We start from the raw sequence: 24,276 nt of genomic DNA, 5'->3' as shown, positions 1-24,276 counted from the left end.
GGGCGGACGACCATGCTGCCTGACGCCGTACCCGCCCCCGACCTGCTGCACGCGCAGGCCTGCCTGATCGATGCCCTGGCCATGTCGCTGCGGATGCGCGATGCCTACACCCGCCATCACTGTGACCGGGTCGGCCGGCTGGCCCAGCGCCTGGCCGTGCACTGCGACCTGGACCAGGAGGCCGGCACGCGGGTCGCGCTGGCCGCGCGATTCCATGACATCGGCAAGATCGGCATTCCCGACGACGTGCTGCTGAGCCCTCGCCGGCACACCGAACAGGAGCGCGCGATCATGCGTGAGCATCCCGTGCGTGGCGAGCACATCTTCCTGACCACCGGCCGCAGCGATGCCGCCGCGGTGGCCAGGCTGATCCGGGCCCATCACGAGGCATTCGACGGCAGCGGCTATCCCGACGGCCTGCACGGCGAGCACATCCCGCTGGGCGCGCGCATTGTCACGCTCGCCGACGCCTACGATGCGATGACCAGTGATCGTCCGTACCGGGCGGCGATGGCGCACGGAACGGCACTGCGCATCCTCGATGACCAGGCCGGCGGCCTGATCGACCCCTACGTGCTGCAGCGCTTCCATCGCCTGCTGGCGCAGGAACCTGCGCTGGCCTGAGATCCGGCGCCACCGGGCGAACAGACAAAAGGCCCGGCTTGCGCCGGGCCTCTCGCATCACGCTTCACGTGTGATCGGTTACCAGATCACCACGCGCTTGTCGTCGGCACGCACCATCGCGTCACCGGCCTTGCACTGGAACGCAGCCGCGAACGACGGCATGTTCGAGGGCGCACCGTTGGCGCGGAAGTTGGCCGGCGCGTGCGGATCGGTGTTCAGGCGCACGCGCAGTTCGCCATCGGTGAAGTTGCGACGCCACACGGTGGCCCAGTTCATGAAGAAGCGCTGGTCCTGGCTGTAGCCATCGACCTCGACGTTCGCCTTCGGATCTTCCTTCAGCGCCATCTGCAGCGCGTCATAGGCAACGGTCAGGCCGCCCAGGTCGCCGATGTTCTCGCCCAGGGTCAGCTTGCCCTTCACATTCACGCCGGGCACCGCTTCGTAGCCATCGAACTGCGCGACCAGCTGGTCGGTACGTTCGGTGAACGCCTTGCGGTCGGCATCGGTCCACCAGTTGTCGAAGTTGCCGTTGGCGGCGAACTGGCTGCCCGAATCGTCGTAGCCGTGCATCATCTCGTGGCCGATCACCGCGCCGATGCCGCCGTAGTTCAGTGCCGGATCGGCCTTGGCGTCGAAGAACGGCGCCTGCAGGATCGCTGCCGGGAACACGATCTCGTTCTTGGTGGCGTTGTAGTAGGCGTTGACGGTCTGCGGCGTCATGCCCCACTCGGTCCTGTCCACCGGCTTGCCGATCTTGTCCAGCATGTAGCGGTAGTTGAACGCGCGCGCCGCCTGCATGTTGCCGAGGTAGCTGTCGCCGTTGGTCTGCAGGCCTGCCCAGTCACGCCACTTGTCCGGGTAACCGATCTTCGGGGTGAAGCTGGCCCACTTCTCCAGTGCCTTCTTCTTGGTTTCCTCGCCCATCCACGGCAGCTGCTCCAGGCGCACCTTCAACGCCTGCGACAGGTTTTCCACCAGGTGCTGCATGGCCACCTTCGACTCGGCCGGGAATACGGCGTCGACGTACAGCTGGCCCAGCGCCTCGCCCATGCCGCCGTTGACCGACTCCAGCACGCGCTTCCAGCGCGGCTGCATTTCCTTCTGGCCACGCAGGGTGGTGCCATAGAAATCGAAGTTGGCCTTCTCGAACTGGCTGCTCAGGTACGGCGAGGCGTCGTCGATGGTGTGGAAGCGCAGGTAGGCCTGCCAGGTGCTGGCCGGCACATCGGCCAGCATCTTGTCCATCTCGGAGAAGAAGCCCGGCTGCGCCAGCGAGAACTTCTGCGCGGCCGGCACCTTCAGGGTGTCGAACAGCGCGGTCCAGCTGAAGTTCGGGGTCAGCCTGTCGGCGTCTGCGGCGCTGAGCGGGTTGTAGCGCTTGGCCGGGTCACGCATTTCGATGCGCGACATGGACGCCTTGGCCAGGCGGGTTTCGAAGGCCATCACGGCCTTGGCCTGCTCGGCGGCCTGCGCGGCGTCCACGCCGGACAGGGTCAGCACCTGCGCGATGTAGGCCACGTAGGCGTCGCGGATCTTGGCCTGCGCATCATCGAAGTAGTAGCCCTTCTCCGGCAGGCCGAGGCCGCCCTGGCCGACGTAGGCGATGACATTGGCCGAATCCTTGTAATCGGCATTGGCGAACAGCGAGAACAGCACGCCCTTGCCCTCGGCCTGGCTGTCGCGCAGGTACTGGGTGAGGGTGGCGGTGTCCTTCAGCGCGGCGATCTTGTCGAGCTGCGGCTGCAGCGGCGCCAGGCCCGCAGCCTCGATCTTCGCTTCGTCGTTGCCGGTCTTCCAGATGTCGCCGATCTTGGCTTCCACCGAACCGGCCTTGGCCTGGCTGGCGGCAGCCTGCTGTACCAGCGCATGCTGCACTTCCAGCGAGCGCTCGCGCAGGATTTCGAAGCTGCCCCAGGTGGTCTGGTCGCCCGGTACCGGATTGGCCTTCAGCCACTTGCTGTTGACGAAGCCATTGAGGTCGGTGCAGGCCGCGATGGCCGGATCGAGATCGGCGCTGTTGAGCGAGATCAGCGGCGTCTTGATCTGTGACAGGTCGAAGGCCGGCGTAGCGTCGGCACTGGTCGCCGGTGCAGTTTCGTTCTTGCCACACGCGGCCAGGGAGGCGGCGATGGCGATGGTCAGGCCCAGCGGGGCCAGGTTGCGGACGTTCATGAGGCTCTCCTGCGGGTAATTCCACAGGGTAGACGGGGACGCCCGCGGCAGGGACCGGCCAAAGGTCACAGAGCGCTCGTCATGTGGCGCCGAGCCCTGCTCTGCGCCACAAAAAGCGAAGGCCGGCGTGCGCCGGCCTTCCGATGGTTACCTGGCCTTGCCCTGGTTGGCCACGGCCTCAGCGGCCTTGCGCGCCGCTTCCGGGTCGCCCAGGTAGCGGAACGACTGCACGGTCAGGTCATCGTTCAGTTCGAACAGCAGCGGAATGCCGGTCGGAATGTTCAGCTCGAGGATTTCCTCGCGCGAAACATTGTTGAGGTACTTGTACAGCGCGCGCAGCGAGTTGCCGTGGGCGGTCACCAGCACCGTCTTGCCGTCCTTCAGCTGCGGCGCGATGGCGTCGTGCCAGTACGGCAGCACGCGGTCGAGGGTGGTGGCCAGCGATTCGGTACCCGGCAGCGCGTTGCGGTCCAGCCCGGCGTAGCGACGGTCGTGGATCGGATGGCCCGGGTCTTCCAGATCCATCGGCGGCGGCGGGATGTCATAGGAGCGACGCCACACCTTGACCTGCTCCTCGCCGTGCTTTGCAGCGGTCTCGGCCTTGTCCAGGCCCTGCAGGCCGCCGTAATGGCGCTCGTTGAGACGCCAGGATTTGTTCACCGGCAGCCAGTCCTGCTCCAGCTCGGCCAGGGCGCCCTGCAGGGTGTGGATGGCGCGCTTCAACACCGAGGTGTGGGCGACGTCGAACTGCAAGCCTTCCTCGCGCATCAGGCGGCCAGCGGCGGCCGCTTCCCGGCGCCCCTGCTCCGTCAGGTCGACATCGACCCAGCCGGTGAAGCGGTTGTCCAGGTTCCACTGGCTCTGGCCATGGCGCAACAGTACGAGTTTACGGGTCACTGCAGGATCTCCAACGCGAGGAAAGGCAGGCCGCCATTGTAGCCCCGGGGCCGCTCACCGTGCCGTGGCGCGGCCCATGCGATGCTGTGATCGATGAATACCGTGATCGATCCCGGGCGCTGGCAGGGCAGCGTCGCCGCCGCACGCGAGCAACAGCTGCGACTTGCGGCGCGGGTGGAGCGCAGCGACCGGCTGCCGGGTACCGTACGCTGGCTGGCCGGGCTGGACGTCGGCTTCGAGGACGACGGCCGCACCACCCGCGCCGCAGCCGTGCTGCTGGATGCCGCCACCCTGCAACCGGTGGCCCGGGAGATCGCCCGCATTCCCACGGTGATGCCTTACATCCCTGGCCTGCTCAGCTTCCGCGAGCTGCCCGCCCTGCTCGCTGCACTGGCCCTGCTGCCGCGTTCGCCGGACCTGGTCTTCGTCGATGGGCACGGCATCAGCCATCCGCGACGGCTGGGCGTGGCGGCGCACCTGGGCGTCGTCACCGATCTGCCGAGCATCGGCGTGGCCAAGTCGAAACTGGTCGGTCGCTTCGTCGAGCCCGCAGACGAGGCTGGCGCGCATACGCCCCTGCTCGATGGCGATGAACAGCTCGGCTGGGTGCTGCGCAGCAAGGTCCGCTGCAGGCCGCTGTTCGTCGCTGGCGGGCACCGCATCAGCGCCGATACCGCACTGCAGTGGGTGCAGCGCACGCTGCGTGGCTATCGCCTGCCGGAGCCGACCCGCCTGGCGGATCGGCTGGCGTCGCGACGGGACGCGTAGCGGCAGATCAGTGGTGCACGTGGCCGCGATGGCCCTGCGCGTCCTCGCCGTGGTCGTGATCGTGCCGCGCATCCGGTGCGGCCGCACTGGGCGGCGCGGGATCTCCGCATGCCTCTCCGCAGTGATCCGCTTCAATCTGCAGGGTCACATGCTCGATGCCGAAGTCATCGTGCAGGCGACCTCCCAGCTCACGGCGCAGCACGTCGGCGTCGGTACCGTCGCGCATCACGACATGCGCGGTCAGCGCCGGCGTGCTCGAGGCCAGTGCCCACACATGCAGGTCATGCACGTCCAGCACCGCGGCATGACCGGACAGGCTGTCGCGGACCTTCGCCACATCCATGCCCTTGGGCACGCCTTCCAGCAGCACGTTGATCGCCTCGCGCATCAGCACATAGGTGCGTGGCAGCACCCACAGGCCGATCAGCACCGCCAGGATCGGGTCGATCGGCTGCCAGCCGGTCCAACGGATCAGCAGCGCGCCGACGATCACCGCCACCGAGCCGAGCATGTCGGCCCACACTTCCAGGTAGGCACCCTTGACGTTGAGGCTTTCACCGCTGCCGGCCTGCAGCAGGCGCATCGAGATCAGATTGATGACCAGGCCGGCGGCGGCGATCACCAGCATGCCGGTGGAGGCAATCTCCTGCGGTTCGCGGAAGCGGCCGACCGCTTCCCACAGGATGTAGCCGGCCACCACGAACAGCATCGCGCCGTTGATCATCGCGCCAAGGGCTTCCAGCCGCGCATAGCCATAGGTGCGGCGCGCGTCCGGCGGGCGCCGGCTCAAGCGCACCGCGACCAGCGCGATCATCAGTGCCAGCGCGTCGGTGGCCATGTGGGCCGCATCGGACAGCAGCGCCAGGCTGTTGGTCCAGAACGCGCCGACGACTTCGACGACAAGGAAGGTGGAAGTCAGCCCCAACGCCCACCACAACGGCTTCTCGTGGCGGATCTGGGACGGCAGGTGATCGTGGTCGTGGCCCATGCAACAGCTCCTGTGCGATGCGGTCAGGCTACGGCGTGGCTGCGGGGGAGACTATTACGATGTTTATAACATTGCAGCTGTGCGGCGCCGGTCGCGCCGGGCGTGGCCCGGCGCTCGCCGATTGCACCGGGCCATGCCTGTCAGGCACCGCGCGCGCTCAGAAGCCGAAACGCAGGCTGGCCCAGTATGCGCGGCCCGGTTCGTTGTAGGTCGCCGCACCGGCGTCGCTGCTGTTGGCTTCGCGGAACAGGCGCTTGTCGGCCAGGTTGTTCACGCCGAAACCGAAGCTGACCGTCCCGGTAACTCTGTAGCGCGCGCTCACGCCCCAGATGTTGTATGCCCCCCGATCCTGCAGCACCACCGACGGATCGCAGCTTCCGGTGCAGCGAGGATCGTTGTTGATGTTGGTGGTGGCCGGCTCCTGCCTGCCGTAGAAGGTGCCGGTGAGCAGCAGCGACAGCTTTTCGGTGGCCTGCCAGTCCAGCATCGTGTTGACCGTGTAGCGCGGTATCACCGACAGCGGCTGGCCGGTGCTCTTGTTCTCGTTCTCCACCATGTAGGTGAAGTTGCTGCTCCACTTCAGCCGGTCGCCCTGCTCGCCCAGCAGCGGCACCACCAGGTTGCCCTCCAGGCCCTGCACGATGGCCTTCGGTGCATTTTCCCAGCGGAAGATCCGGCCACGGGTATCGGCGGTGAGGCCGACCTGGGTATACCCGGCCTCGATCTTGTCCTTGTAGTCGTTGTGGAAGTAGGTCAACGAGGCCTGCCAGCCACTGTCCGGAGCCCATTCCACGCCCAGTTCCTTGTTCAGGCTGGTCTCGGCGTCCAGCTCCGCGTTGCCCTGCAGGTAGCAGCCCGCGCCCAGGCTCGGCAGTGCGTTGGGACAGCCGTTGCCACGGGTGTAGTACAGGTAGTCCGGATTGGACTGGTAGAGGTTGGGAGCCTTGAACGCGCGCGCGATGCCGCCCTTCACCACCCAGTCGCCATTGATGCGGAACTGCGCATTGAGGCTGGGGCTGGCATTGTTGCCGAACTGGCTGTGATGGTCGAAGCGCAGGCCCGGCGTCACGATCCAGCGTTCGCCCAGGTAGATGTTGTCTTCGACGAAGACCGCCGTGGTCTGTGCATCGGACTTGCCGCGCGCGCGATCGGCCGACAGGCCCGGCAGGCCACCGCCACTGCTGCCGGACTGGCTCATCGAATACGGATCGGTCAGGCGGCTGTCGAGATGCTCGAAGCCCAGCGTCCAGACATTCTCCGCCGCGCCGATCGTGGTCGGGAAACTGACCTCGCCGTCGAGCTGGTAATTGCGCAGGCGGGAGGTGGACCAGTCGGTGCCGTTGAAGCTGCCCTCGGGGCCACCGGCCAGGCCTTCGTTGATGCGCGAATTGTTGACCGCTTCCACCGCAGCAGTAACGCGCGAGGTCACATCACCCCAGCGGCCACGATGGGTGATCGCCCCGGTGGTGCGGTACATGCGGTTGGTCTCTGCCTCGCTCTCGGCCAGCGCCGCCAGATTGACCGGCGTGGAGGTACCGGTGTTGCTCACGGCACGGTCGCCCGCATAGATGTTGCCCTGGCGGCTGGTACCGGCTTCGAATTCCACCACCTGGCCGGCGTTGATGTCCCAGCGCAGCAGCGCGTTGACATCGCGGTTCTTGACGCCCTCGCGGCCTGCGGGAGGTACGGTGCCCGGCGCGGTGGCGAACGCGCGATTGAGTTCGAGCGAATCGGCGTCGGTCCTGTTGAGGTTGCCATACAGGCGGAAGGACAACGCATCGGTCATCGGGCCGCTCAGCTGCAGGCCCACGCGCTCACTGCCACCTTCGGCGCTGTGCTCGGGTACCAGTCCATACAGATCGACCGCTCCGGTCAGATCGCCCGTCGGGCGCTTGGTGATGATGTTGACCACGCCGCCGGAGGCGCCGGATCCATAACGCGCCGCTGCCGGACCGCGCAGCACTTCGATGCGCTCGATCATCTCCGCCGGCACCCAGTTGGTGTCGCCACGGGTATTGCGCTCACCGCTGCGGCCCATGCGCACGGCGTCGCGGGCGCCGACGCGTTTGCCGTCCACCAGGATCAGCGTGTTCTCCGGCCCCATGCCGCGCAGGTCGATCTGGCGGTTGTTGCCATACTGGCCAGACGCACTGTTGCCGGTGAGATTGACACCGGGCATGGTCCGCAGCAGCTCGGCGATGTCGTTGGCAGGAGGACGGCGCGCGATGTCCTCGGCGGTGATGGTCGATGTACCCAGTGCTTGGCGCGCGATCTGCGAGGCGGTGACGTGCACCGTATCGATATCGGTCGCGTCGGTCTGCGCATGGGCACCCAGGGCACTGCCCGCAAGCAGGGCAGCAACGGCAAGCGCCAACGGGCGCGGCGGCGGAACAAGGACGGCAGACATCTTCAACACCTTCTGGCAGGGCAACGGGACCTCTGGCAAAGGGCTTGAGGCGACGACGGGGGGAGTGGGAGCGGCGCCGCACATCTTCCGCAGGCCGATCCATGCGCGCATTCTCCCATCAATGCGATTGATTCTCAAATGCGTCAACGCAGTGCAAGCGCTTCGCAAATGTGCATGGGGCCAAGTACGCTCATTCGGCGTACCCCTGCTGATGGGTACTACGCAGGAGGCCGGTGGCCGCCGGGGTGACGCGCTGCCGGTGCAGCGGCATACAGCGCCCACCATGCCAGCGCTGTCACCGCGATGCCTGCACCGAGTGCACAGACCCTGGTCCAGCCGTGGTGCGCCTGCATCCACGTACCGGCCGCAGCACCGACGCCGCTGCCGACCGCGTAGAACAACATGTACAGCGCCACCAGGCGACCGTGCTGTTCGGCAGGCGCGCGCAGCAGCAACGCCTGGTTGGACACATGCAGTGCCTGTCCTCCCAGATCGAGCACCACCACGCCCAGCAGCAGCCATGCCAGGGCGTGCGGCAGACCCAGCAGGGGCCACCACGCAAGCAGCATCAGCAGCAGCGCCCCCAGGCTCACCCGCAGGCAGAAACCCCGATCCATCCAGTGCCCCACCCGTGCAGCCAGCAGCGCACCGACCATGCCGGCCAGACCGAGCGCGCCGATGGCCGCGGTCGACCAGTTCATCGGTGATGCCGACAGGGGCAGCGGTACGGCCGCCCAGAACACGTTGAGGCCGGCGAACAGCAGCAGCGCCAGAGGGCCACGCTCGCGCAGCGTGCGATCACTGCGCAGCATCGTCATCATCGAGCCGAGCAGGGCGCGCCAGGCCGGCGGCTGCGAGGGAACCGGCACGGCAGGCAGGCGTCGCCACAGCAGCATCGCCAACGCCGCCATCATCACTGCTGACAGCAGGTACACCGCGCGCCAGCCGGCCAGGGCCGCCACCGCGCCGGATACCACACGCGCAGCCAGCAGGCCGATGAACACCCCGCCCTGCACCATGCCAACCACGCGCCCCCGCTGCCCCGACGGTGCCAGCGTGGCTGCATAGGCGATGAGTCCCTGGGTGAGCGCCGTCCCGAGCAGGCCCGCCAGCAGCATGCCCCCCAGCAGCCAGGCGGTACTGCGTGCTGCCGCCAGTCCCAGCAGCACCATCACCAGTGCCAGCAGCTGCACGCGCAGCAGGCGGCGACGATCGCCGCGGTCGGCCAGCGGCAGCAGGCCGAGCAGGGCCAGCACGCTGCCGGCCTGGGTGGCGGCAACCACAGCGCCGGCCGTCGCGCGCTCCATGGCGAAGGCCTGCGCCAAGCGCTCCAGCAGCGGCTGTGCGTAATAGACATTGGCCACACTGGCACCCGCCGCGATGGCCAGCAGGCCCAACAGGGCGCGCGGAAGGACGGAAACGGGCATGAATGTGGTTGCATATTGAAACTGGATGCACCCTATCGACATTGGTTTTAAAATGCAACCACATCGTCACGAGCCTTGCCCATGCATGCCGACAGCCCCTGCCCCGTTGCCCGCAGCGCCGATCTGCTCGGTGATCGCTGGGCCCTGCTGATCATCCGCGATGCCTTTGATGGCGTTACCCGCTTCAGTGACTTCCAGCGCAGCCTCGGCGCAGCGCGCAACATCCTCAGCGACCGCCTGCGGCGTCTGGTCGAGGCCGGGCTGCTGCTGCAGCAACCTGCCAGCGATGGCAGCGCCTACCAGCAGTACGTGCTGACGCCAGCCGGACGCGAACTTTTCCCGGTGCTGGTGGCGCTGCGCCAATGGGGCGAACGCCATCGTTTCGCAACGGGTGAGGCGCACTCGCAGCTTGTCGAGCGTGCCAGCGGAGCGCCCCTTCCCTACATGCAGCCGCATGACCACACCGGTACGCCGCTGCTGGCGGAACAGACCGCGGTCCGCAAGGTGGACATCCGCTAGCCCGAGCCTCGCGTGCCGTTCCACCTGAGCGCGATGCGCCGGATCGATGATCCGCCTCCCACGGCAAAGCCTGCGCGCCGCCCGCGCATGCAGCGTGTAGCAATGCCAGCGTAGGATCACGGGCGGGCCCTGCGGCCCGCCCTTCCGTTGCTGCCTAGGACTCCGCCCATGCTCCGCCGTGCCCTGCCCCGATCCGCGTCCGTGCTTCTGCCCCTGCTCCTGCTGTGGGGCGTGCCAGGCGCGCAGGGCCGCGAAGTCGCCGCGCCTGCCGCCCACGTCGAGGCCGATGGCCCCTACGTGTTCCGCAACGGCGATCAGCTGCAGGCCAAATGGATCTGCGCTGACGCTGTGCAGACCCGCTCGCTGGGCACCGCCACTGGAGCTGCCGATGTCGCGCCCCTGTGCGGCTACCCGCACAGCGTGCACGTGCTGCCACCGGTCGCGCCTTCGGTGTCGGAGCTGCCTGCGGTACCGCGCATCGTCGCCCTGTCCGACATCCACGGCCAGTACGACCTGCTGGTACGACTGCTGCGCGCCCACCATGTGATCGATGCGCAGGACCGCTGGGCCCTCGGCCAGGACACCCTGGTGGTCGCTGGCGACGTGTTCGATCGCGGCCCGCAGGTCACCGAAGCGTTCTGGCTGTTGTATGGCCTGCAGCAGCAGGCGGCGGCCGCCGGCGGTGCGGTGCACTTCGTGCTCGGCAACCACGAGACCATGGTCCTGTACGACGACCTGCGCTATGTCAATCCGAAGTACCTGCGCAGCGCGCAGCTGCTCGGGCGCAGCTATCCGCAGCTGTACGGCGCTGATTCGGTGATCGGGCAATGGCTGCGGACGCGGCCGGTGCTGCTGAAGATCGGCGACACCCTGTTCCTGCATGGCGGCATCTCGCCCGAAGCGGTGGAACTGGCACTGCACCCGGCACGCACGAACGCCGCCTACCAGGCCTCGCTGGGATTGCCCAAGGCCGAAGTGAAGGCCGACCCCGCAACTGCACCGCTGTACGACGGCAAGACCAGCCCCATCTGGTACCGCGGCTACTTCGATGGGCGTCTCGATGCACGGGGCGTGCAGGACGTGCTCGACACGCTGCGGCTCAAGCGCATCGTGGTCGGCCACACGTCGATGCCGCATGTCAGCACGTTCCATGGTGATCGCGTGATCGCCATCGACAGCAGCATCAAGAACGGCGAGAACGGCGAGAACGGCGAGCTGCTGTTCATCGAGGATGGCCGGCTCAGCCGCGGTCTGCTGGACGGCTCACGGGTGCCGCTGGTCCAGGGGCAACCCGGCCTGCAGGACTGACCACGAATGTGGCGGCACCCTGCCGGCGATACACTGCCGGCTCACCCCTGCGAGCCACCATGATGCGCCAGACCGTCATCCCGCAGCTGCGCATGCGCCACGCCGATGCCAGCCTGCCCTTCTACGTGCAGGGCCTGGGCTTCGTCGTCGACTGGGAGCATCGGTTCGAGCCGGGGTTTCCGTTGTTCGCCCAGCTCACCCGCGACGGCCAGACGCTGTTCCTCACCGAGCACAGCGGCGACTGCGAAGTGGGCGGCGCGGTCTACTTCATCGTCGAGGATGTCGACGCGCTGCACCGCGCCTTCAGTGCCGCGGGGGTACCGATCGAACAGCCGCCGCATGACACCAACTGGGGCAGCCGCGAAATGCTGCTGCTCGATCCGGACCACAACCGCCTGCGCTTCGCCACCGCAACGGACTGAGTCCTCGCAGGCTTGAGAGGGATATACGAAACATATACGATACGTATATTCCTCTTACCTGGATCCGCCCATGGGCATCGTCAACATCGATGACACCCTGCACGACCAGCTGCGCCGTGCCTGCACCGTCTCCAGCCGCTCGATCAACGCCCAGGCCAGTTTCTGGATCCGCGTGGGCATGCTGTGCGAAATGAATCCGACGCTGAGCTTCCAGGACATCGTGGCCAGCGAACTGCGCGCCGCCGGCGTGCAGCCACAGCCGCTGACACCCGCACTGGCCTGACGTGAGCATCATCAAGCGGCCCGACGAGATCGCGCTGATGGCCGAATCCGGCCGCCTGCTGGCACAGGTGTTCGCCGCGCTCGACAGATGGCCGCTGCAGGGTCGCAGCACGATGGAGATCAACGACTTCGTCGAACGGATGATCGTCGACGAGCTGCAGGCGAGGCCTGCCAGCAAGGGCCAGTATGGCTTTCCGTACGTGCTCAACACCTCCATCGACAACGTGGTCTGCCACGGGGTGCCCAGTACCGCAGACGTGCTGCGTGAGGGCCAGATCGTGAATCTCGACATCACCCTGGAAAAGAACGGCTACATCGCCGATTCCAGCACCACCTACCCGGTCGGCGCGGTCACCCCTTCCGCACGGCGGCTGGTGCGGACCGCCTACGAAGCGATGTGGAAAGGCATCGCCGTGGTACGGCCCGGCGCGCGCCTGGGCGACATCGGCCACGCCATCGCCCGCTACGCTCGCCGCCACGGCTACAGCGTAGTAAAGGAATACTGCGGCCATGGCATCGGCCGGGAGATGCACGAAGAACCGCAGATCCTGCATTACGGCCATCCCAACACCGGCAGGGTGCTGGAAGAAGGCATCGTGTTCACCATCGAACCGATGCTCAACCAGGGCAGGCCGGCGATCCGCCAGCGCGCGGGCGAATGGCCGGTCTATACCCGCGACGGCACGCTGTCGGCACAGTTCGAGCACACCGTGGCCGTGACCCGCAAGGGCGTGCGGGTGCTGACGCTGCGCCCCGACGAGACGCCGTTGTGCGCGGTGGACGCGGCCTAGAGCGGACGCAACAGCAACAGGGTGGCGAGGCAGAACATGAAGATCGCCACGCCGGCATCCAGCACCCTCCACGCGCTCGACCTGCGGAACACCGGCTGCAGCAGGCGCGCGCCATAGCCCAGCGTGCAGAACCAGGCCACGCTGGCCACGCAGGCACCGGTGGCGAACGCCCAGCGCAGATCGCCCGGATAGCGCGTGGACAGGCTGCCCAGCAGCACCACGGTATCCAGGTAGACGTGCGGGTTGAGCAGGGTAAAGGCCAGGCAGGTCAGCAGTACCTCGCGCCCGCTGCCGCCCTGCGCCTCGGCGGCGGCCAGCGCACTGCCACCACGCCACGCGCGTAGTCCCGCCTGCAGGCCATACCACAGCAGGAACGCCGCACCACCAAAGCGCAGCACCTGCAGCAGCAGCGGCCACTGCAGCACCAGCGCGCCCATGCCGCCGACACCGGCCAGTATCAGCACGATGTCCGCGCCGGCGCAGGCCAGCACCACCTTTCCCACATGACGCTGCTGCAGGCCCTGCCGCAGTACGAAGGCGTTCTGTGCACCGATGGCGATGATCAGGCCGGCACCTGCGAACAGGCCGGCGGCGGCAGCGGCGATCCACATGGGGCAGGCATGGCAGCGAGGGGACGCGCAGAGTGCGGCCGCCGCCCCTGTTTAGACAATCTGATTCTTCTTTATCCTGTGCAGAAAAACTGAAGAGGCACCGGCATGGATCTGCTACATCCACAACTGGCTGCGTTTGCTGCGGTGCTGGAGGAAGGCAGCTTCGACGCTGCGGCCCGACGCCTGTCGATCAGCCCGTCGGCACTGTCGCAACGGATCAAGGCACTGGAGGACCGGCTCGGCCAGGTACTGGTGGTACGTCAGGCACCGTGCCGACCCACCGCCACAGGTGAAGCGCTGCTGCGCAGGGTGCGACCGATGCAGACGCTGGAGGCCGAGGCGCTGGCCGAACTGCTGCCCGAACGCGGCAGCGATGCCCCGCGCACACCGATCCCGTTGGCGGTCAACGACGACTCGCTCGATACCTGGTTCGTGCCGGCCATCGCCGAGCTGCACCAGCGCCATGGCTATCTGTTCGACCTGCGCATGGATGATCAGGACCACACCCTGCAGTTGCTGCGAGATGGCAGCGTGCTCGGCGCGGTCACCGCCGAAAGCCAGCCGGTGAAGGGCTGCAACGTGCATCCGCTCGGCGCCATGCGTTACCACGCCATCGCCTCGCCCGGCTTCGCCCGCCGGCACTTCAGCGAGGGCATGCAGGCTGCGGCGCTGGCACGTGCGCCGATGCTGGTGTTCAACCGCAAAGATGAACTGCAGTGGCGCTTCGTGCGGCGGCTGACCCGCGCGCGGCTGCAGCCACCGCTGCATTATCTGCCCTCCTCGACCGGCTTCGTCGAAGCCGCCGCGTGCGGACTGGGCTGGGGCATGGCCCCGGAAACCCTGGTGGGGCCTGCCGTGCATGCCGGCCGCGTGGTGGTACTGGAACCCCGCCGCTGGCTCGACGTGCCCTTGTACTGGCAGCACGCGGCCGTGCGCTCAAGCACGCTGCAGCACATCACCCAGGCATTGCGCACGGCGGCCAGCGGCGCCCTGCGCTGAGGTCCATACGATGACCGCAGACCCGGGCTTCACGCGCAGACCACTAACGTTTGCTCACTTCTTAACTACAGGAACGGCATGCGTGTGAGCCGCCCACGGACAAGGATGCGCAGCGCGATGGGCGTCGCCGGCATGGCCTTTGCGGCCTGCTTGCCCTTTGCCACGTCAGCGCAGGCCATCACCGATACACCGGCATTGGACTGGGAACAGGCGCGGCAGCGGTTGGAACAGGTTTCCGACGCGCTGGCCGCGGCCGACGCCGCCGTCCGCAACAAGCAGGATCTGCAGGAGGCCACGCGCCTTCTGCGCCTGCCGGAGATCACCGGCGAGGTCCGCCGCCTGCAGTTCCAGAAGACCCTGACCCTGCCACTGGGCTCGCTGGCACCGGTGGCCGAGGCCTTTGGCATCGATTCCCCCCTGTCGTTCACCGAACGCGACTGGCGCACCCGCCCGATCGTCACCGCTGTGCTGCCGCTGTACACCGGTGGCGTCATTCCTGCCGCACAGCGTGCCGCCAGCGCAGCCCACGAGCAGGCCAGCGCGGAACGCGAAGCACAGCGGCAGTCGTTGACCGTGCAGCTGGCCCAGGCCTACTTCGGCCAGCGCCTGGCCGAGCAGGCGGTGGACGTGCGCCGTGACGTCCGTGATGGCCTGGAACGCCACCTGGCCGATGCGCTGAAGCTGGAGCGCGAAGGCTTCGCCACCCGCGCGCAGCGACTGCAGGCCACCGTGGCGCGCGACAAGGCAGAGCGCGAGTACCAGAAGACCGTCAACGACCTGGCCACGTTGAAGGCCGCGCTGGCCACCCTGCTGCGCAGTGGCGGCGAGGTGCAGCCGGTATCCCCCCTGTTCGTGCAGCGCGTGCCGCTGGAGCCGGCCGCCAGCTTCGAGCGCATCGCGCAGGCACGGCAACCCCAGATCGCACGGCTGCGGGCCATGGTGGCGCAGGCCGAACAGGGCGTGCGCGTACAACAGGCCAAGCTCAAGCCGCAGATATTCGCCTTTGGCCAGTACGACTTCCGTCGCCGCGACGAGATGCTGACCGATCCGGACTGGGCGTTCGGCATCGGCCTGAAGTACACCTTCCTGTCGCCGAACTCGCGACCGGCGCAGATCAGCGCGGCACGTGCGCAGCAGGAGCAGGCGGAAGCCGGACTGCGCGAAGCCGAGAACCAGGTCGCGCTCGGCGTGCGCAAGGCGTGGAACGAGCTGGAAACGGCACGCCAGCAGTTCGTGCTGCTCGACAGCAGCATCGCCCAGGCACAGGAGAACCTGCGCCTGCAGGAGCTGGCATTCCGCGAGGGGCAGTCCACGTCGCTGGACGTCATCGATGCGCGGCTGGGTCTGGGAGGCGCTCGCGTGGAGCGTGCACAGGCCGCCTACCAGTACGATGTCGCGCTGGCACAGCTGCTGGAGATCAGTGGGCAGATGGACCGCTTCGAGGAATTCCGGCGTCGCGCAGATGAGGTGATCGACCATGAGTGACGTATTGCAGGATGAAGCGACACCACCAGGCAAGCGCCGGCTTGGCCGGATCCTGCTCGTGGTGCTGCTGGTAGTGGTGGCGCTGGGCCTGTGGCTCGCCTGGCGCAGCCCGGCCGACCAGATCCAGGGCATGGCCGACGCGGACACGATCAACGTCGCCGCGAAGATCACCGCCCGTGTCGCCGAGCTGAAGGTTCGCGAAGGCGACCGCGTGCAGGCCGGTCAGGTCGTGTTCCTGCTCGACAGCCCCGAAGTGACGGCGAAGGAACAGCAGGCACGCGGCGCTCTGGCCGCTGCGCAGGCGGTGGCCGACAAGGCTGCCGAAGGTGCGCGCAGTGAGGACATCCGTGCTGCCGAAGCCAATTGGAAGCGTGCCGAAGCCGGAGCAACGCTGGCCGAAGCCACCTACCGCCGCGTGCAGAACCTGTTCAACGAAGGGGTGATGACCCGGCAGAAGCGCGACGAAGCACTCGCCCAGTCCACCAGTTCGCGCGAGCTGGCCCGTGCCGCCCGTGCGCAGTACGACATGGCACTGGCCGGTGCGCGGGAACAGGACAAGCGTGCCGCGCAGGGCCAGGTACAGCAGGCGCAGGGCGCCGTGGCCGAAGTGGATGCGGCCCGCGTCGAAGTGGAGGGCCGTGCACCGGTGGCCGGCGAGATCAACAAGCGCATGGCCGATCCCGGCGAACTGGTACCCGCCGGCTACCCGGTATTCACCCTGGTCGACATCGACCGCATGTGGGTATCGATGAACCTGCGCGAATCCCAGATGCAGGGCCTGAAGGTCGGCAGCACGCTGCGTGGCAGCGTGCCGGCCCTCGGTCAGGACAGCGAGTTCAAGGTCTACTTCATCAACCCGGCCGGCGACTATGCCACCTGGCGTACCACCCGGCAGTCGTCCGGCTACGATGTCCGCAGCTTCGAGGTGCGGGTGCGCCCGGTACGCCGCATCGAGGGCTTCCGCCCCGGCATGAGCGTGCTGTTCGCATGGCCCCAGCACTGAGCCCTGGTGGCAACGGCTTTGCTGCTGCCTGGCAGCGCGAGCTGCGGGGTCTTGGTGGCAACCGTGCCGACCTGGCGCTGGTCACGGTGCTGCCGCTGCTGATGCTGGTACTGATGGCCTGGATGTTCACGCCATCGGTCATGCGCGATGTACCCATCGCCGTGGTCGACCTCGATCACAGCAGCGACAGCCGGCAATTGCTGCGCATGCTCGATGCCAGCCCGGGGGTCCGCGTCGCCCGCCAGCCCGCCGACATGGACACCGCGCGCTCGCAGCTGCGCAGCCTGGAGGTGTTCGCAGTGGTGCTGGTGCCGCGCGACGTGACCCGTCAGGCCCTGCGCGGCCGCCAGGGCACGGTGTTCGCCTATTACAACGCCACCTACATGACCACCGGACAATCGGCCGCGCGCGATATCGCCGATGCGGTGTCGGCCTGGAATGCACGCATGCTGCGCGAGCGCATCGGCCTGCAGGTGGGGCCCGCAAAGCTGCGCGCCGCCCCGATCGCCGTGCAGTCCGACATCCTCTACAACCCTGCACGCAGTTATGAGCTGTTCCTGCTGCCGCTGATCTTCCCGGCCGTCCTGTCGCTGGTGCTGGCACTGGCCGTGGCCGGAAGCGTGGGCCGGGAAATCCGCGATGGCACCCTGCCGGCCTGGCTCGGTGACACCCCGTGGGCCTCGATCGCCGGCAAGCTCGCGCCCTACGTACTGTTGTTCGCGTTGTACGGCACGCTGGGCGTCGGCTACCTCGCATGGCTGCGCGGTGACGGTATCGCCGGCAGCCTGCTCCTGCTGCTGGCCGCGCAGCCGGCGTTCTACCTGGCCACGGCCGCATATGCGCTGTTCTTCGTCGGCCTTGCCCGTGACATGGGTACCGCGCTGTCGGTGGTCGGCCTGACCATCGGCACCGCGCTGGCCTTCTCCAGTGCCACCTTCCCGGTACTGGATGGCCCGCTGTTCACCCGCATCTGGCACCAGCTGCTGCCACTCAGTGCGTACATCAAGGTGCAGACCGAGCAGCAGTTCGTCGGCGCACCGCTGTCCGTCTCGCTGTGGCCCTTGGCCACGCTGGTGTTGATGTCGGTGGTGGCCGGCGGCATCGGCAGCCTGCGGTTGATCGCTTTCGGCCGCACCCCGGAGGCCGCGCGACCGGCCGGAGCCGACGCATGAGCACGGTCTGGCGCAGCCTGCGGCAGACCCTGCTGGCGGTGCTCGGCGACCGCTATGCCATCGTGGTGATGGTCGGTGCGGTCATCCTGTACTCGTTCTTCTATCCCGCCGCGTACCGCCACCAGGTGGCCGGCAATCTGCCGGTGCTGGTGGTCGATCAGGATCACAGTGCCACCAGCCGCGAACTGCTGCGCATCCTCGATGGCCTGCGCGTGGCGCGCGTGGTTGGCCAGCCGGCGGATCTGGACAGCGCGCGCCGGCAGCTGGAAGCGGGGCATGCCGAGGGCATCGTGCTCATCCCCGCAAACCTGGAGCGCGACATCCTGCGTGGCCAGCCAGCCAAGCTGGTCCTGCTGGGCAATGGTGCCTACCTGGGACGCGCCAGCTGGGTGCTGGGCAGCATCGCCGATGCGCTGGGCTCATTCGGCCGCGACGCCGCCGTGACCCAGGCCGCGTTCATGGGCGCGCCGCAGGCAGCGCCGGTCACTCTCGTGCAGCGGCCCCTGTACAACACGCAGGAAGGCTATGGCAGCGCCATCGTACCCGGCGTGGCCGAACTGATCGTGCACCAGACACTGCTGATGGGCATCGGCGTACTGCTGGGAGGGCGGCGTCTGGTGCTCGGCCGCCGGCTGCACTTCGATCTGCCGACCCTGGCAGGCATGGCGATGGGCTTCGGCCTGATCGGGCTGTTCGGCCTGTTCTACTACGCCGGCTTCACCGCCTGGGTACAGGACTACCCGCGCGGCGGAAATCCGCTGGGCCAGCTGCTGGGCGGCACGCTGTTCATTGCCGCCACCGTGGCCTTCGGGCTGTTCATCGGCAGCTTCTTCCGCACCCGCGAACGCGCCTTCCAGTACATCATCGCCACCTCCATTCCTCTGTTCTTCCTCGCCAACCTCTCCTGGCCGGCGGTGATGACGCCCCGCCCGCTGGTGTGGCTGGCGCAGCTGCTGCCGACCACCTCCGGCATCAATCTGATGGTGCGGTTGAACCAGATGGACGCACGCCTGGACGAAGTCAGCCGTGAACTTGCCACGCTCGCGGCGCTGCTGGTGATCTACGGCGGTCTTGCCATCTGGCGGCTGCATGGCAGGCCGTCGGGCGGGGTGCGCCCCTGAGCACAGACAAACGCCGGCACGGAGCCGGCGTTCGTTGCATCACTACGTGGAAGGGGAAAACGGCGATCAGCGGTAGACGCGCTCGCAGCGACGTTCCACCACCCGATCGCCGGTCTTCTGCTGGTGGTTGCCCTGGATCTGTCGTCCGGCGGCGCCGCCGGCGACTGCACCGGCGACGGTGGCGAGCTTCTTGCCATTGCCGCCGCCCACCTGGTTGCCCAGCAGGCCGCCCACCACCGCACCTGTGGCCGTACCGGCAATGCGGTTCGGATCGCGCGAGTTGCGCTGGACTTCAACGTTCCTGCATTCCACACGGCTGCCGTCGTTGAACTTGCGGCCTTCATCGCGGGGCCCGTAGGTCTGCGCACCCGCCATCGACGATGCCGCCATCAGGGTGCCCAGCACGAGCAGTCGGGTCGAGGTCTTCATGGCCAGCTCCTGTCTTCCGGGATGGGTCCAGTCTCCGCCTGCCGCTGGCAACTACGAGTGAAATCGGTGTCATCAGGACTTCATCGGCCATGCGTCGTTCATGAAGAGAACCGCGGCCATGGAACGATCCAGCGCCTGGCAGAGGCTCCCGTTCGGTCGCCGCGAAGGGAATCGGCCCCCTGCATCGGTGCGCCGACCCGCGCGGCCCCTCCCGGGGGCAGCGCGCATGCGGCTATGATCAACCGACAAAGGGCGCAGGCATCTGGACGTGGATGTGCAGGAATCAGAAAGCTTGAGGGTAGCGGTACTGGAGGATGAGCCTGCCCTGCGCGAGCGCATCATCCTGCCAGGACTGGCGCGCTATGGATTCCTGGCGACCGGCTACGCCAGCGTCGCCGCCTTCCGCGCCGGAATGGAGAGACAGCCCGCCGACCTGCTCGTGCTCGACGTGAGCCTGCCTGACGGCGATGGCTTCAGCCTGGCGCGCGAAATGCGCCAACGACAACCGGGCCTCGGCGTCATCATGCTGACCAGCCTTGCCGATGTGAGTGATCGTATCCGCGGCCTGACCGAAGGTGCCGACGTGTATTTTTCCAAGCCGATCGAGATCGATCTGCTGGCGGCGGCACTGCACAGCCTGGCACGACGGATCGCCACGCCGGCAACAGCGAACCGGTCACTGCCCGGCTGGAGGATGAGTGAGGACCAATGGGGCCTGATCGCGCCCGACGGCACCTCGGCCGCGCTCACCCGCAGCGAGCGCAGCTTGTGCGCGGAACTGTTCCAGCACGCCGGGGCGCTGGTGTCACGCGAGCAGCTGATCCTGGCCATTGCAGATGATTCAGACGATTTCGATGCGCACCGGCTCGACGCCATGGTCTACCGGCTGCGCGTGAAGGCACGCAAGCGCTGTGGCATGGAACTGCCTCTTACGGTGGTTCATGGCCGGGGATACATGCTGAATCCTGCCGGGCGCACGGCAGGCTGATCAGGAACGTCGTTCCTTCGCCACGGATGCTCTCGACGCCGATGCCACCGCCGGCCTCTGTCACCAGCTCGTTCACGACCGCCAGCCCCAGTCCCGTGCCCGAATCCGCCGGCTTGGTGCTGAAGAAGGGTTCGAAGATCCGGGCCGCCACCTCGGCGCGCATGCCGCTGCCATTGTCACGCAGGTGGATCCGGACGCGATCTCCATCGCGGTCGATGTCGATCTCGAACCGCCCGTGATCGCTGAGCGCATCGCGGGCGTTGGACGCGATGTTCAACAGCATCAGCTCGAACTGGCTGCGGTCCATCCGCACCGGCGCCGCTTCACCATCGCTGCGCACGGACAGTACGATCCCCGGCCCAAGCAACTGGCGCAGCATCGACTCAAGTTCCCGGACCGCCTGCGCGGCATCAAACACGACGGCCTGCTCGCCATCACGACGGCTGAAACGGAGCAGCCGCCGGCTGATGGCCATGCCACGCCGCGCGGTCTCCTCCACGTCTGACAGGTGGCCTTCAAGCTGCACCAGACGCTGCCGGCTGCCTTCGCCGTCGTCTTCATGCCGCTGGTTGGCGAAGCCGACGATCACCGCGAAGATGTTGTTGAAATCATGCGCCATGCCGCTGGCCATGCGTTCGGTGATCTCCTTCTTCTGCGCATGGATCAGCTGGGCATGGGTGCGCTCGCGTTCGCGCATCTCTTCGGCAAGTTGCCGCCCGCGCTCGTTCGACTCGCGCAGGCTTTCGCGCAGAGCCTGGGTCGTCCGGTCGATCAGCAGTGTGACCAGCAGGTAGGTGAACAGCAGTGGGGGCAGGTTGTAGAACGCACGCGCGGGAGCATCGGCGAAGACGCTCATCGCATCGCGTCCTGCACCCAGCACTACGCTGCCCACCAGGACCGCCAGCGTGGTCCACAGCGCGCCACGACCAAGCACCAGACCACTCAGCACGAGCACCAGCATCTGGGCGAGCTGGTCGGGCATCTGCCGTTGCAGGCCGTTCACGCCCAGATTGATCGTCGTGACCAGCAGCATGGCACCGATCAACAGCTTGACCGCCGCAGCGAACGCACCACGCCGCGTCAGTGCCAGTCCGATCCATGCGGCGGCGCCGATGGACAGGCTCATCGCCAACGAGGCATGCGTCGACCAGTGCACCTCGCTCGAGACCAGTTGGGACCAGGCCACGATCACCGCGAAGGCCAGGGTCGCCGGGATGGTCACCCCCAGGAACAGGAGCAGCAGCTGGATGACGCGCGCGTTGCGGCGGTCCACCGGGTCTTCGATCGGCGCCCGGTCCAGCCAGCGCAGGAATGAACGGAGCATGGGCGGCGTGAAGAGATGGCGAGAAACCGATCATATTTCTGTCAGGAGTTGCAGTCGACATGCCCCCTCGGTGGGCCTACGTTCATGTTGTCGGCGGGCGCCTACGCCACTGCCGTGACACGACGACTACACCGCCCCACTCGTCGACCCCCTGCGGGCAGCCACGACGAAGGGCCTGCACTCCAGATCGAGGATCAGAGCAATGAACCGGATTTACCGTATCGTGTGGAACGCCGCGCTGGGCCGGCAGGTGGTTGTGTCCGAAATCGCGTGCAGCCGGACGCGGTCCGGGCGCCGCCGCCAGGTCGCGGCGCTGCTGGCCACCGGCTCGCTGCTGGTGTCCTGCTCCGCCCTGGCCAGCGGGATCGTCACGGCGCTGGGCGTCGAGCAGGTGTCCGCGCCGGAGCAGATCGTGTACGCCGCCGATGTCGAGGCTGATCCAGTGCCCTACCTCGCCGCCACCGGCAGCGAAGACAGCAATGCCGGCGCCTACGCCGACGGCGACAACGCGCTGGCCGCAGGCGAGGCGAGCGCCGCGGTCGGGGAAGGCACGACCGCGCTTGGCGCCGGCAGCGTGGCCTACGCCAACCGCGCCACCGCGGTGGGCAATGAAGCGCTGGCCATCGCCGACTCGAGCACCGCGATCGGCGGCATGCTGGACATCGACTACCAGTCGCAGAACCCGTATGGCGTAGTGCTGTTCCAGCAGACCGCCGCCACCGGCGTGGCGTCCACGGCGCTGGGCGCCGGCGCGCAGGCCGAAGGTGACTTTGCCACTGCCGGGGGCGCCGGCGCCCTGGGCAGCGGCAAATCCAGCGTGGCGATCGGCGGCATTGCCGACGATCTGGAGGACCAGATCGGGGAAGGTTTTGCCGGCCAGCTGCTGCAGAACACGCAGGCCACCGGTCGCCTTTCCGTGGCCGTCGGCGGCGGCGCGCAGTCCACCGCCTATGCAGCAATCTCCCTGGGCGGGCTGGCCAGTGCCAGCGCTATCCGCTCCACCGCGATCGGCTACCGCGCGGTGGCCAGCGCATATGACGCCATGGCCGTCGGTGACCGGGCCCAGGCTCTGGGCGAGTTCTCCAATGCGTTCGGTTCGGGCGCACTGGCCCTGTACGACCTGACCGTGGCCGTGGGCAGCAATGCCCGGGCGGGCGCGCTCAACACCACGGCCCTGGGCGCCAACGCGCTGGCCCTGATCGAGGGCGCCACCGCAGTCGGTTATGGCGCCTGGGCCGCCGGCAAAGGCAGCGTGGTGGTCGGTGACGGCATGACCTGGAATGGCGATTTCTGGGGGGATACACCGCGGCTGTTCACCAACAGCGTGGCGATCGGCACGGATTCGGATGTGTGGGGCAGCGAGTCGGTGGCGATCGGCGGCGGTGCAACCGTGGGCGACCCGTCGTTCGTCGACGGCGTGACCCACCCCGTCGACCGCGCGGTGGCGCTCGGTGCAGGCTCTTACGCCGATCGTGACAACACCATCTCGGTGGGACGCGCAGGCAGCGAACGCCAGATCGTCAACGTGGCGGCCGGTACGGCGGCAACCGATGCGGTCAACAAGGCACAGCTGGATGCGGTGTCGGGTGCGCTCGGCAATTTCGCCGACAGTTTCGCAGCCATCGATGTGCAGATCGGCAGGCTGACCACCCGACTGGATGACATCGAGGCGGACGTCGGTGCAGGTCATGGCCGCAACGATCAGGTCGCCGTGGGAGGCGATTCCGCAGCCCAGGCGGGCGAAGGGACCAACGCTGTGGCAGTGGGATCCGGCGCGACCGCCAACGCGGACAACAGCGTGGCGCTGGGCGCCGGCGCCTACGCCCATGGACCCAACGACACGGCGTTGGGCGGCAACGCGCGGGTCAATGCCGACGGCAGCACGGCCGTCGGTGCCAACAGCCGCATCAGTGCCCAGGCCAGCAACGCCGTGGCCCTGGGTGAGTCGGCCTCCGTCAGCAGCGCTTCCGGCACCGCACTCGGCCAAGGTGCCAGCGTCACCGCCGACAACGCCGTCGCATTGGGGCGCGGCTCGGTCGCCGATCGCGCCGACACGGTGTCGGTCGGTGCCAGCGGTGCGGAGCGCCAGATCACCCATGTGGCCGCCGGTACCCAGGCGACCGATGCGGCGAACGTGGGCCAGGTCAATGCCGGTGTCAACGCGGCGAAATCCTATACCGATGCACGGTTCACCGCATTGAACGATTCCTTCGAAACCTATCGTACGGACGTGGACCGCCGCCTCAGCTCGGTCGATCGCCGCCTGGACCGCCAGGGCGCGATGAGCGCGGCGATGCTGAACATGGCGACCAACGCCGCAGGCACCCGCAGCGAACGCGGGCGCATCGCGGTCGGTGCGGGCTTCCAGAGCGGCGAGCAGGCGCTGTCGGTGGGCTATGCACGGAAGATCGGGGAACGCGGCTCCTTCAGTCTGGGCGGGGCCTTCAGTGGTGGCGAATCCTCCGCAGGCGTGGGCTTCGGCATCGACCTGTGACAGAGCGACACCGACCACTCCCGCTCCGACGCGCTTCACCCTTTC

The 24,276-nt window shown here is 67.7% G+C and carries 22 protein-coding genes; 14 read left to right on the top strand and 8 right to left on the bottom strand.

The window, feature by feature from the left end; translation table 11 throughout:
- The first annotated feature begins 12 nt into the window (after positions 1–12).
- Positions 13–624 (top strand): HD-GYP domain-containing protein, encoded by a 612-nt coding sequence (locus N8888_RS05510; RefSeq protein ID WP_263177839.1) that lies wholly within the window; start codon positions 13–15, stop codon positions 622–624.
- A 78-nt stretch (positions 625–702) separates the two neighbouring features.
- Here N8888_RS05510 and N8888_RS05505 read toward each other — a convergent pair whose 3' ends face one another.
- Positions 703–2,796, bottom strand: coding sequence for a M13 family metallopeptidase (locus N8888_RS05505; RefSeq protein WP_262101107.1), 2,094 nt, complete (start codon positions 2,794–2,796; stop codon positions 703–705).
- A gap of 147 nt (positions 2,797–2,943) precedes the next feature.
- Positions 2,944–3,693, bottom strand: coding sequence for a 2,3-diphosphoglycerate-dependent phosphoglycerate mutase (gpmA, locus tag N8888_RS05500; RefSeq protein WP_053517379.1), 750 nt, complete (start codon positions 3,691–3,693; stop codon positions 2,944–2,946).
- A gap of 93 nt (positions 3,694–3,786) precedes the next feature.
- Here gpmA and nfi point away from each other — a divergent pair, with 93 nt between their 5' ends.
- Positions 3,787–4,461: a deoxyribonuclease V gene (nfi, locus tag N8888_RS05495; RefSeq protein ID WP_065174657.1), complete on the top strand. Its 675-nt coding sequence runs from the start codon at positions 3,787–3,789 to the stop codon at positions 4,459–4,461.
- Between the two features lie 7 nt (positions 4,462–4,468).
- Here nfi and N8888_RS05490 read toward each other — a convergent pair whose 3' ends face one another.
- The 3 genes from N8888_RS05490 to N8888_RS05480 all read right to left on the bottom strand — a co-directional run bounded on the left by N8888_RS05490 (position 4,469) and on the right by N8888_RS05480 (position 9,283).
- Entirely contained in the window at positions 4,469–5,449 is a 981-nt protein-coding gene (locus N8888_RS05490; protein ID WP_053517376.1) for a cation diffusion facilitator family transporter, read from the bottom strand.
- A gap of 157 nt (positions 5,450–5,606) precedes the next feature.
- Positions 5,607–7,856 carry a TonB-dependent siderophore receptor gene (locus tag N8888_RS05485; protein ID WP_263177838.1) on the bottom strand — a complete coding sequence of 750 codons (2,250 nt, stop codon included), beginning with the start codon at positions 7,854–7,856 and terminating at the stop codon, positions 5,607–5,609.
- A gap of 218 nt (positions 7,857–8,074) precedes the next feature.
- Positions 8,075–9,283: an MFS transporter gene (locus N8888_RS05480; RefSeq protein WP_263177837.1), complete on the bottom strand. Its 1,209-nt coding sequence runs from the start codon at positions 9,281–9,283 to the stop codon at positions 8,075–8,077.
- A gap of 81 nt (positions 9,284–9,364) precedes the next feature.
- Between N8888_RS05480 and N8888_RS05475 the strand changes: the two genes are divergently transcribed.
- The 5 genes from N8888_RS05475 to map all read left to right on the top strand — a co-directional run bounded on the left by N8888_RS05475 (position 9,365) and on the right by map (position 12,605).
- Positions 9,365–9,802 carry a winged helix-turn-helix transcriptional regulator gene (locus N8888_RS05475; RefSeq protein ID WP_111185849.1) on the top strand — a complete coding sequence of 146 codons (438 nt, stop codon included), beginning with the start codon at positions 9,365–9,367 and terminating at the stop codon, positions 9,800–9,802.
- A 168-nt stretch (positions 9,803–9,970) separates the two neighbouring features.
- Positions 9,971–11,110 (top strand): metallophosphoesterase, encoded by a 1,140-nt coding sequence (locus N8888_RS05470; RefSeq protein WP_430542968.1) that lies wholly within the window; start codon positions 9,971–9,973, stop codon positions 11,108–11,110.
- A 62-nt stretch (positions 11,111–11,172) separates the two neighbouring features.
- A complete protein-coding gene (locus N8888_RS05465; protein ID WP_263178354.1) occupies positions 11,173–11,532 on the top strand; it encodes a bleomycin resistance protein in 360 nt (119 codons plus the stop codon).
- 70 nt (positions 11,533–11,602) lie between these two features.
- Positions 11,603–11,815, top strand: a complete 213-nt coding sequence (locus N8888_RS05460; protein WP_263177835.1) for a ParD-like family protein — start codon at positions 11,603–11,605, stop codon at positions 11,813–11,815.
- A gap of 7 nt (positions 11,816–11,822) precedes the next feature.
- Positions 11,823–12,605, top strand: coding sequence for a type I methionyl aminopeptidase (map, locus tag N8888_RS05455; RefSeq protein WP_263178352.1), 783 nt, complete (start codon positions 11,823–11,825; stop codon positions 12,603–12,605).
- Here the strand turns inward: map and N8888_RS05450 are convergent.
- Positions 12,602–13,216 carry a LysE/ArgO family amino acid transporter gene (locus N8888_RS05450; protein WP_164150760.1) on the bottom strand — a complete coding sequence of 205 codons (615 nt, stop codon included), beginning with the start codon at positions 13,214–13,216 and terminating at the stop codon, positions 12,602–12,604. The genes map and N8888_RS05450 overlap by 4 nt on opposite strands.
- Before the next feature lie 105 nt (positions 13,217–13,321).
- Here N8888_RS05450 and N8888_RS05445 point away from each other — a divergent pair, with 105 nt between their 5' ends.
- From N8888_RS05445 to N8888_RS05425, 5 genes are all read left to right on the top strand, one after another.
- The gene (locus N8888_RS05445) at positions 13,322–14,215 is read left to right on the top strand and encodes a LysR family transcriptional regulator ArgP (protein ID WP_065181141.1); all 894 of its coding nucleotides are present in this window, start codon (positions 13,322–13,324) and stop codon (positions 14,213–14,215) included.
- Positions 14,216–14,293: 78 nt separating this feature from the next.
- Positions 14,294–15,700, top strand: coding sequence for a TolC family protein (locus N8888_RS05440; protein WP_430542967.1), 1,407 nt, complete (start codon positions 14,294–14,296; stop codon positions 15,698–15,700).
- Positions 15,693–16,703 (top strand): HlyD family secretion protein, encoded by a 1,011-nt coding sequence (locus N8888_RS05435; protein ID WP_065174650.1) that lies wholly within the window; start codon positions 15,693–15,695, stop codon positions 16,701–16,703. The genes N8888_RS05440 and N8888_RS05435 overlap by 8 nt, the downstream gene beginning before the upstream one ends.
- The gene (locus N8888_RS05430; protein WP_065174649.1) at positions 16,688–17,875 is read left to right on the top strand and encodes an ABC transporter permease; all 1,188 of its coding nucleotides are present in this window, start codon (positions 16,688–16,690) and stop codon (positions 17,873–17,875) included. Before N8888_RS05435 ends, N8888_RS05430 begins: the two co-directional genes overlap by 16 nt.
- The gene (locus N8888_RS05425) at positions 17,872–18,996 is read left to right on the top strand and encodes an ABC transporter permease (RefSeq protein WP_263177834.1); all 1,125 of its coding nucleotides are present in this window, start codon (positions 17,872–17,874) and stop codon (positions 18,994–18,996) included. Before N8888_RS05430 ends, N8888_RS05425 begins: the two co-directional genes overlap by 4 nt.
- A gap of 66 nt (positions 18,997–19,062) precedes the next feature.
- Here N8888_RS05425 and N8888_RS05420 read toward each other — a convergent pair whose 3' ends face one another.
- A complete protein-coding gene (locus tag N8888_RS05420) occupies positions 19,063–19,425 on the bottom strand; it encodes a glycine zipper 2TM domain-containing protein (RefSeq protein ID WP_081284341.1) in 363 nt (120 codons plus the stop codon).
- A gap of 292 nt (positions 19,426–19,717) precedes the next feature.
- On the opposite strand from N8888_RS05420, the gene N8888_RS05415 reads away from it, so the two are divergent.
- Positions 19,718–20,413: a response regulator transcription factor gene (locus tag N8888_RS05415; protein ID WP_227255210.1), complete on the top strand. Its 696-nt coding sequence runs from the start codon at positions 19,718–19,720 to the stop codon at positions 20,411–20,413.
- Here N8888_RS05415 and N8888_RS05410 read toward each other — a convergent pair.
- The gene (locus N8888_RS05410; RefSeq protein ID WP_263177833.1) at positions 20,355–21,737 is read right to left on the bottom strand and encodes a sensor histidine kinase; all 1,383 of its coding nucleotides are present in this window, start codon (positions 21,735–21,737) and stop codon (positions 20,355–20,357) included. The genes N8888_RS05415 and N8888_RS05410 overlap by 59 nt on opposite strands.
- Positions 21,738–21,939: 202 nt before the next feature.
- Between N8888_RS05410 and N8888_RS05405 the strand changes: the two genes are divergently transcribed.
- Positions 21,940–24,231 carry an ESPR-type extended signal peptide-containing protein gene (locus N8888_RS05405; RefSeq protein ID WP_111185865.1) on the top strand — a complete coding sequence of 764 codons (2,292 nt, stop codon included), beginning with the start codon at positions 21,940–21,942 and terminating at the stop codon, positions 24,229–24,231.
- Positions 24,232–24,276: the final 45 nt, after the last annotated feature.

This window comes from Stenotrophomonas maltophilia (assembly GCF_025642255.1).
In the GTDB taxonomy this organism is placed as follows: Bacteria; Pseudomonadota; Gammaproteobacteria; order Xanthomonadales; family Xanthomonadaceae; genus Stenotrophomonas; species Stenotrophomonas maltophilia_P.
This window is presented reverse-complemented; position numbering and strand designations above follow the sequence as displayed.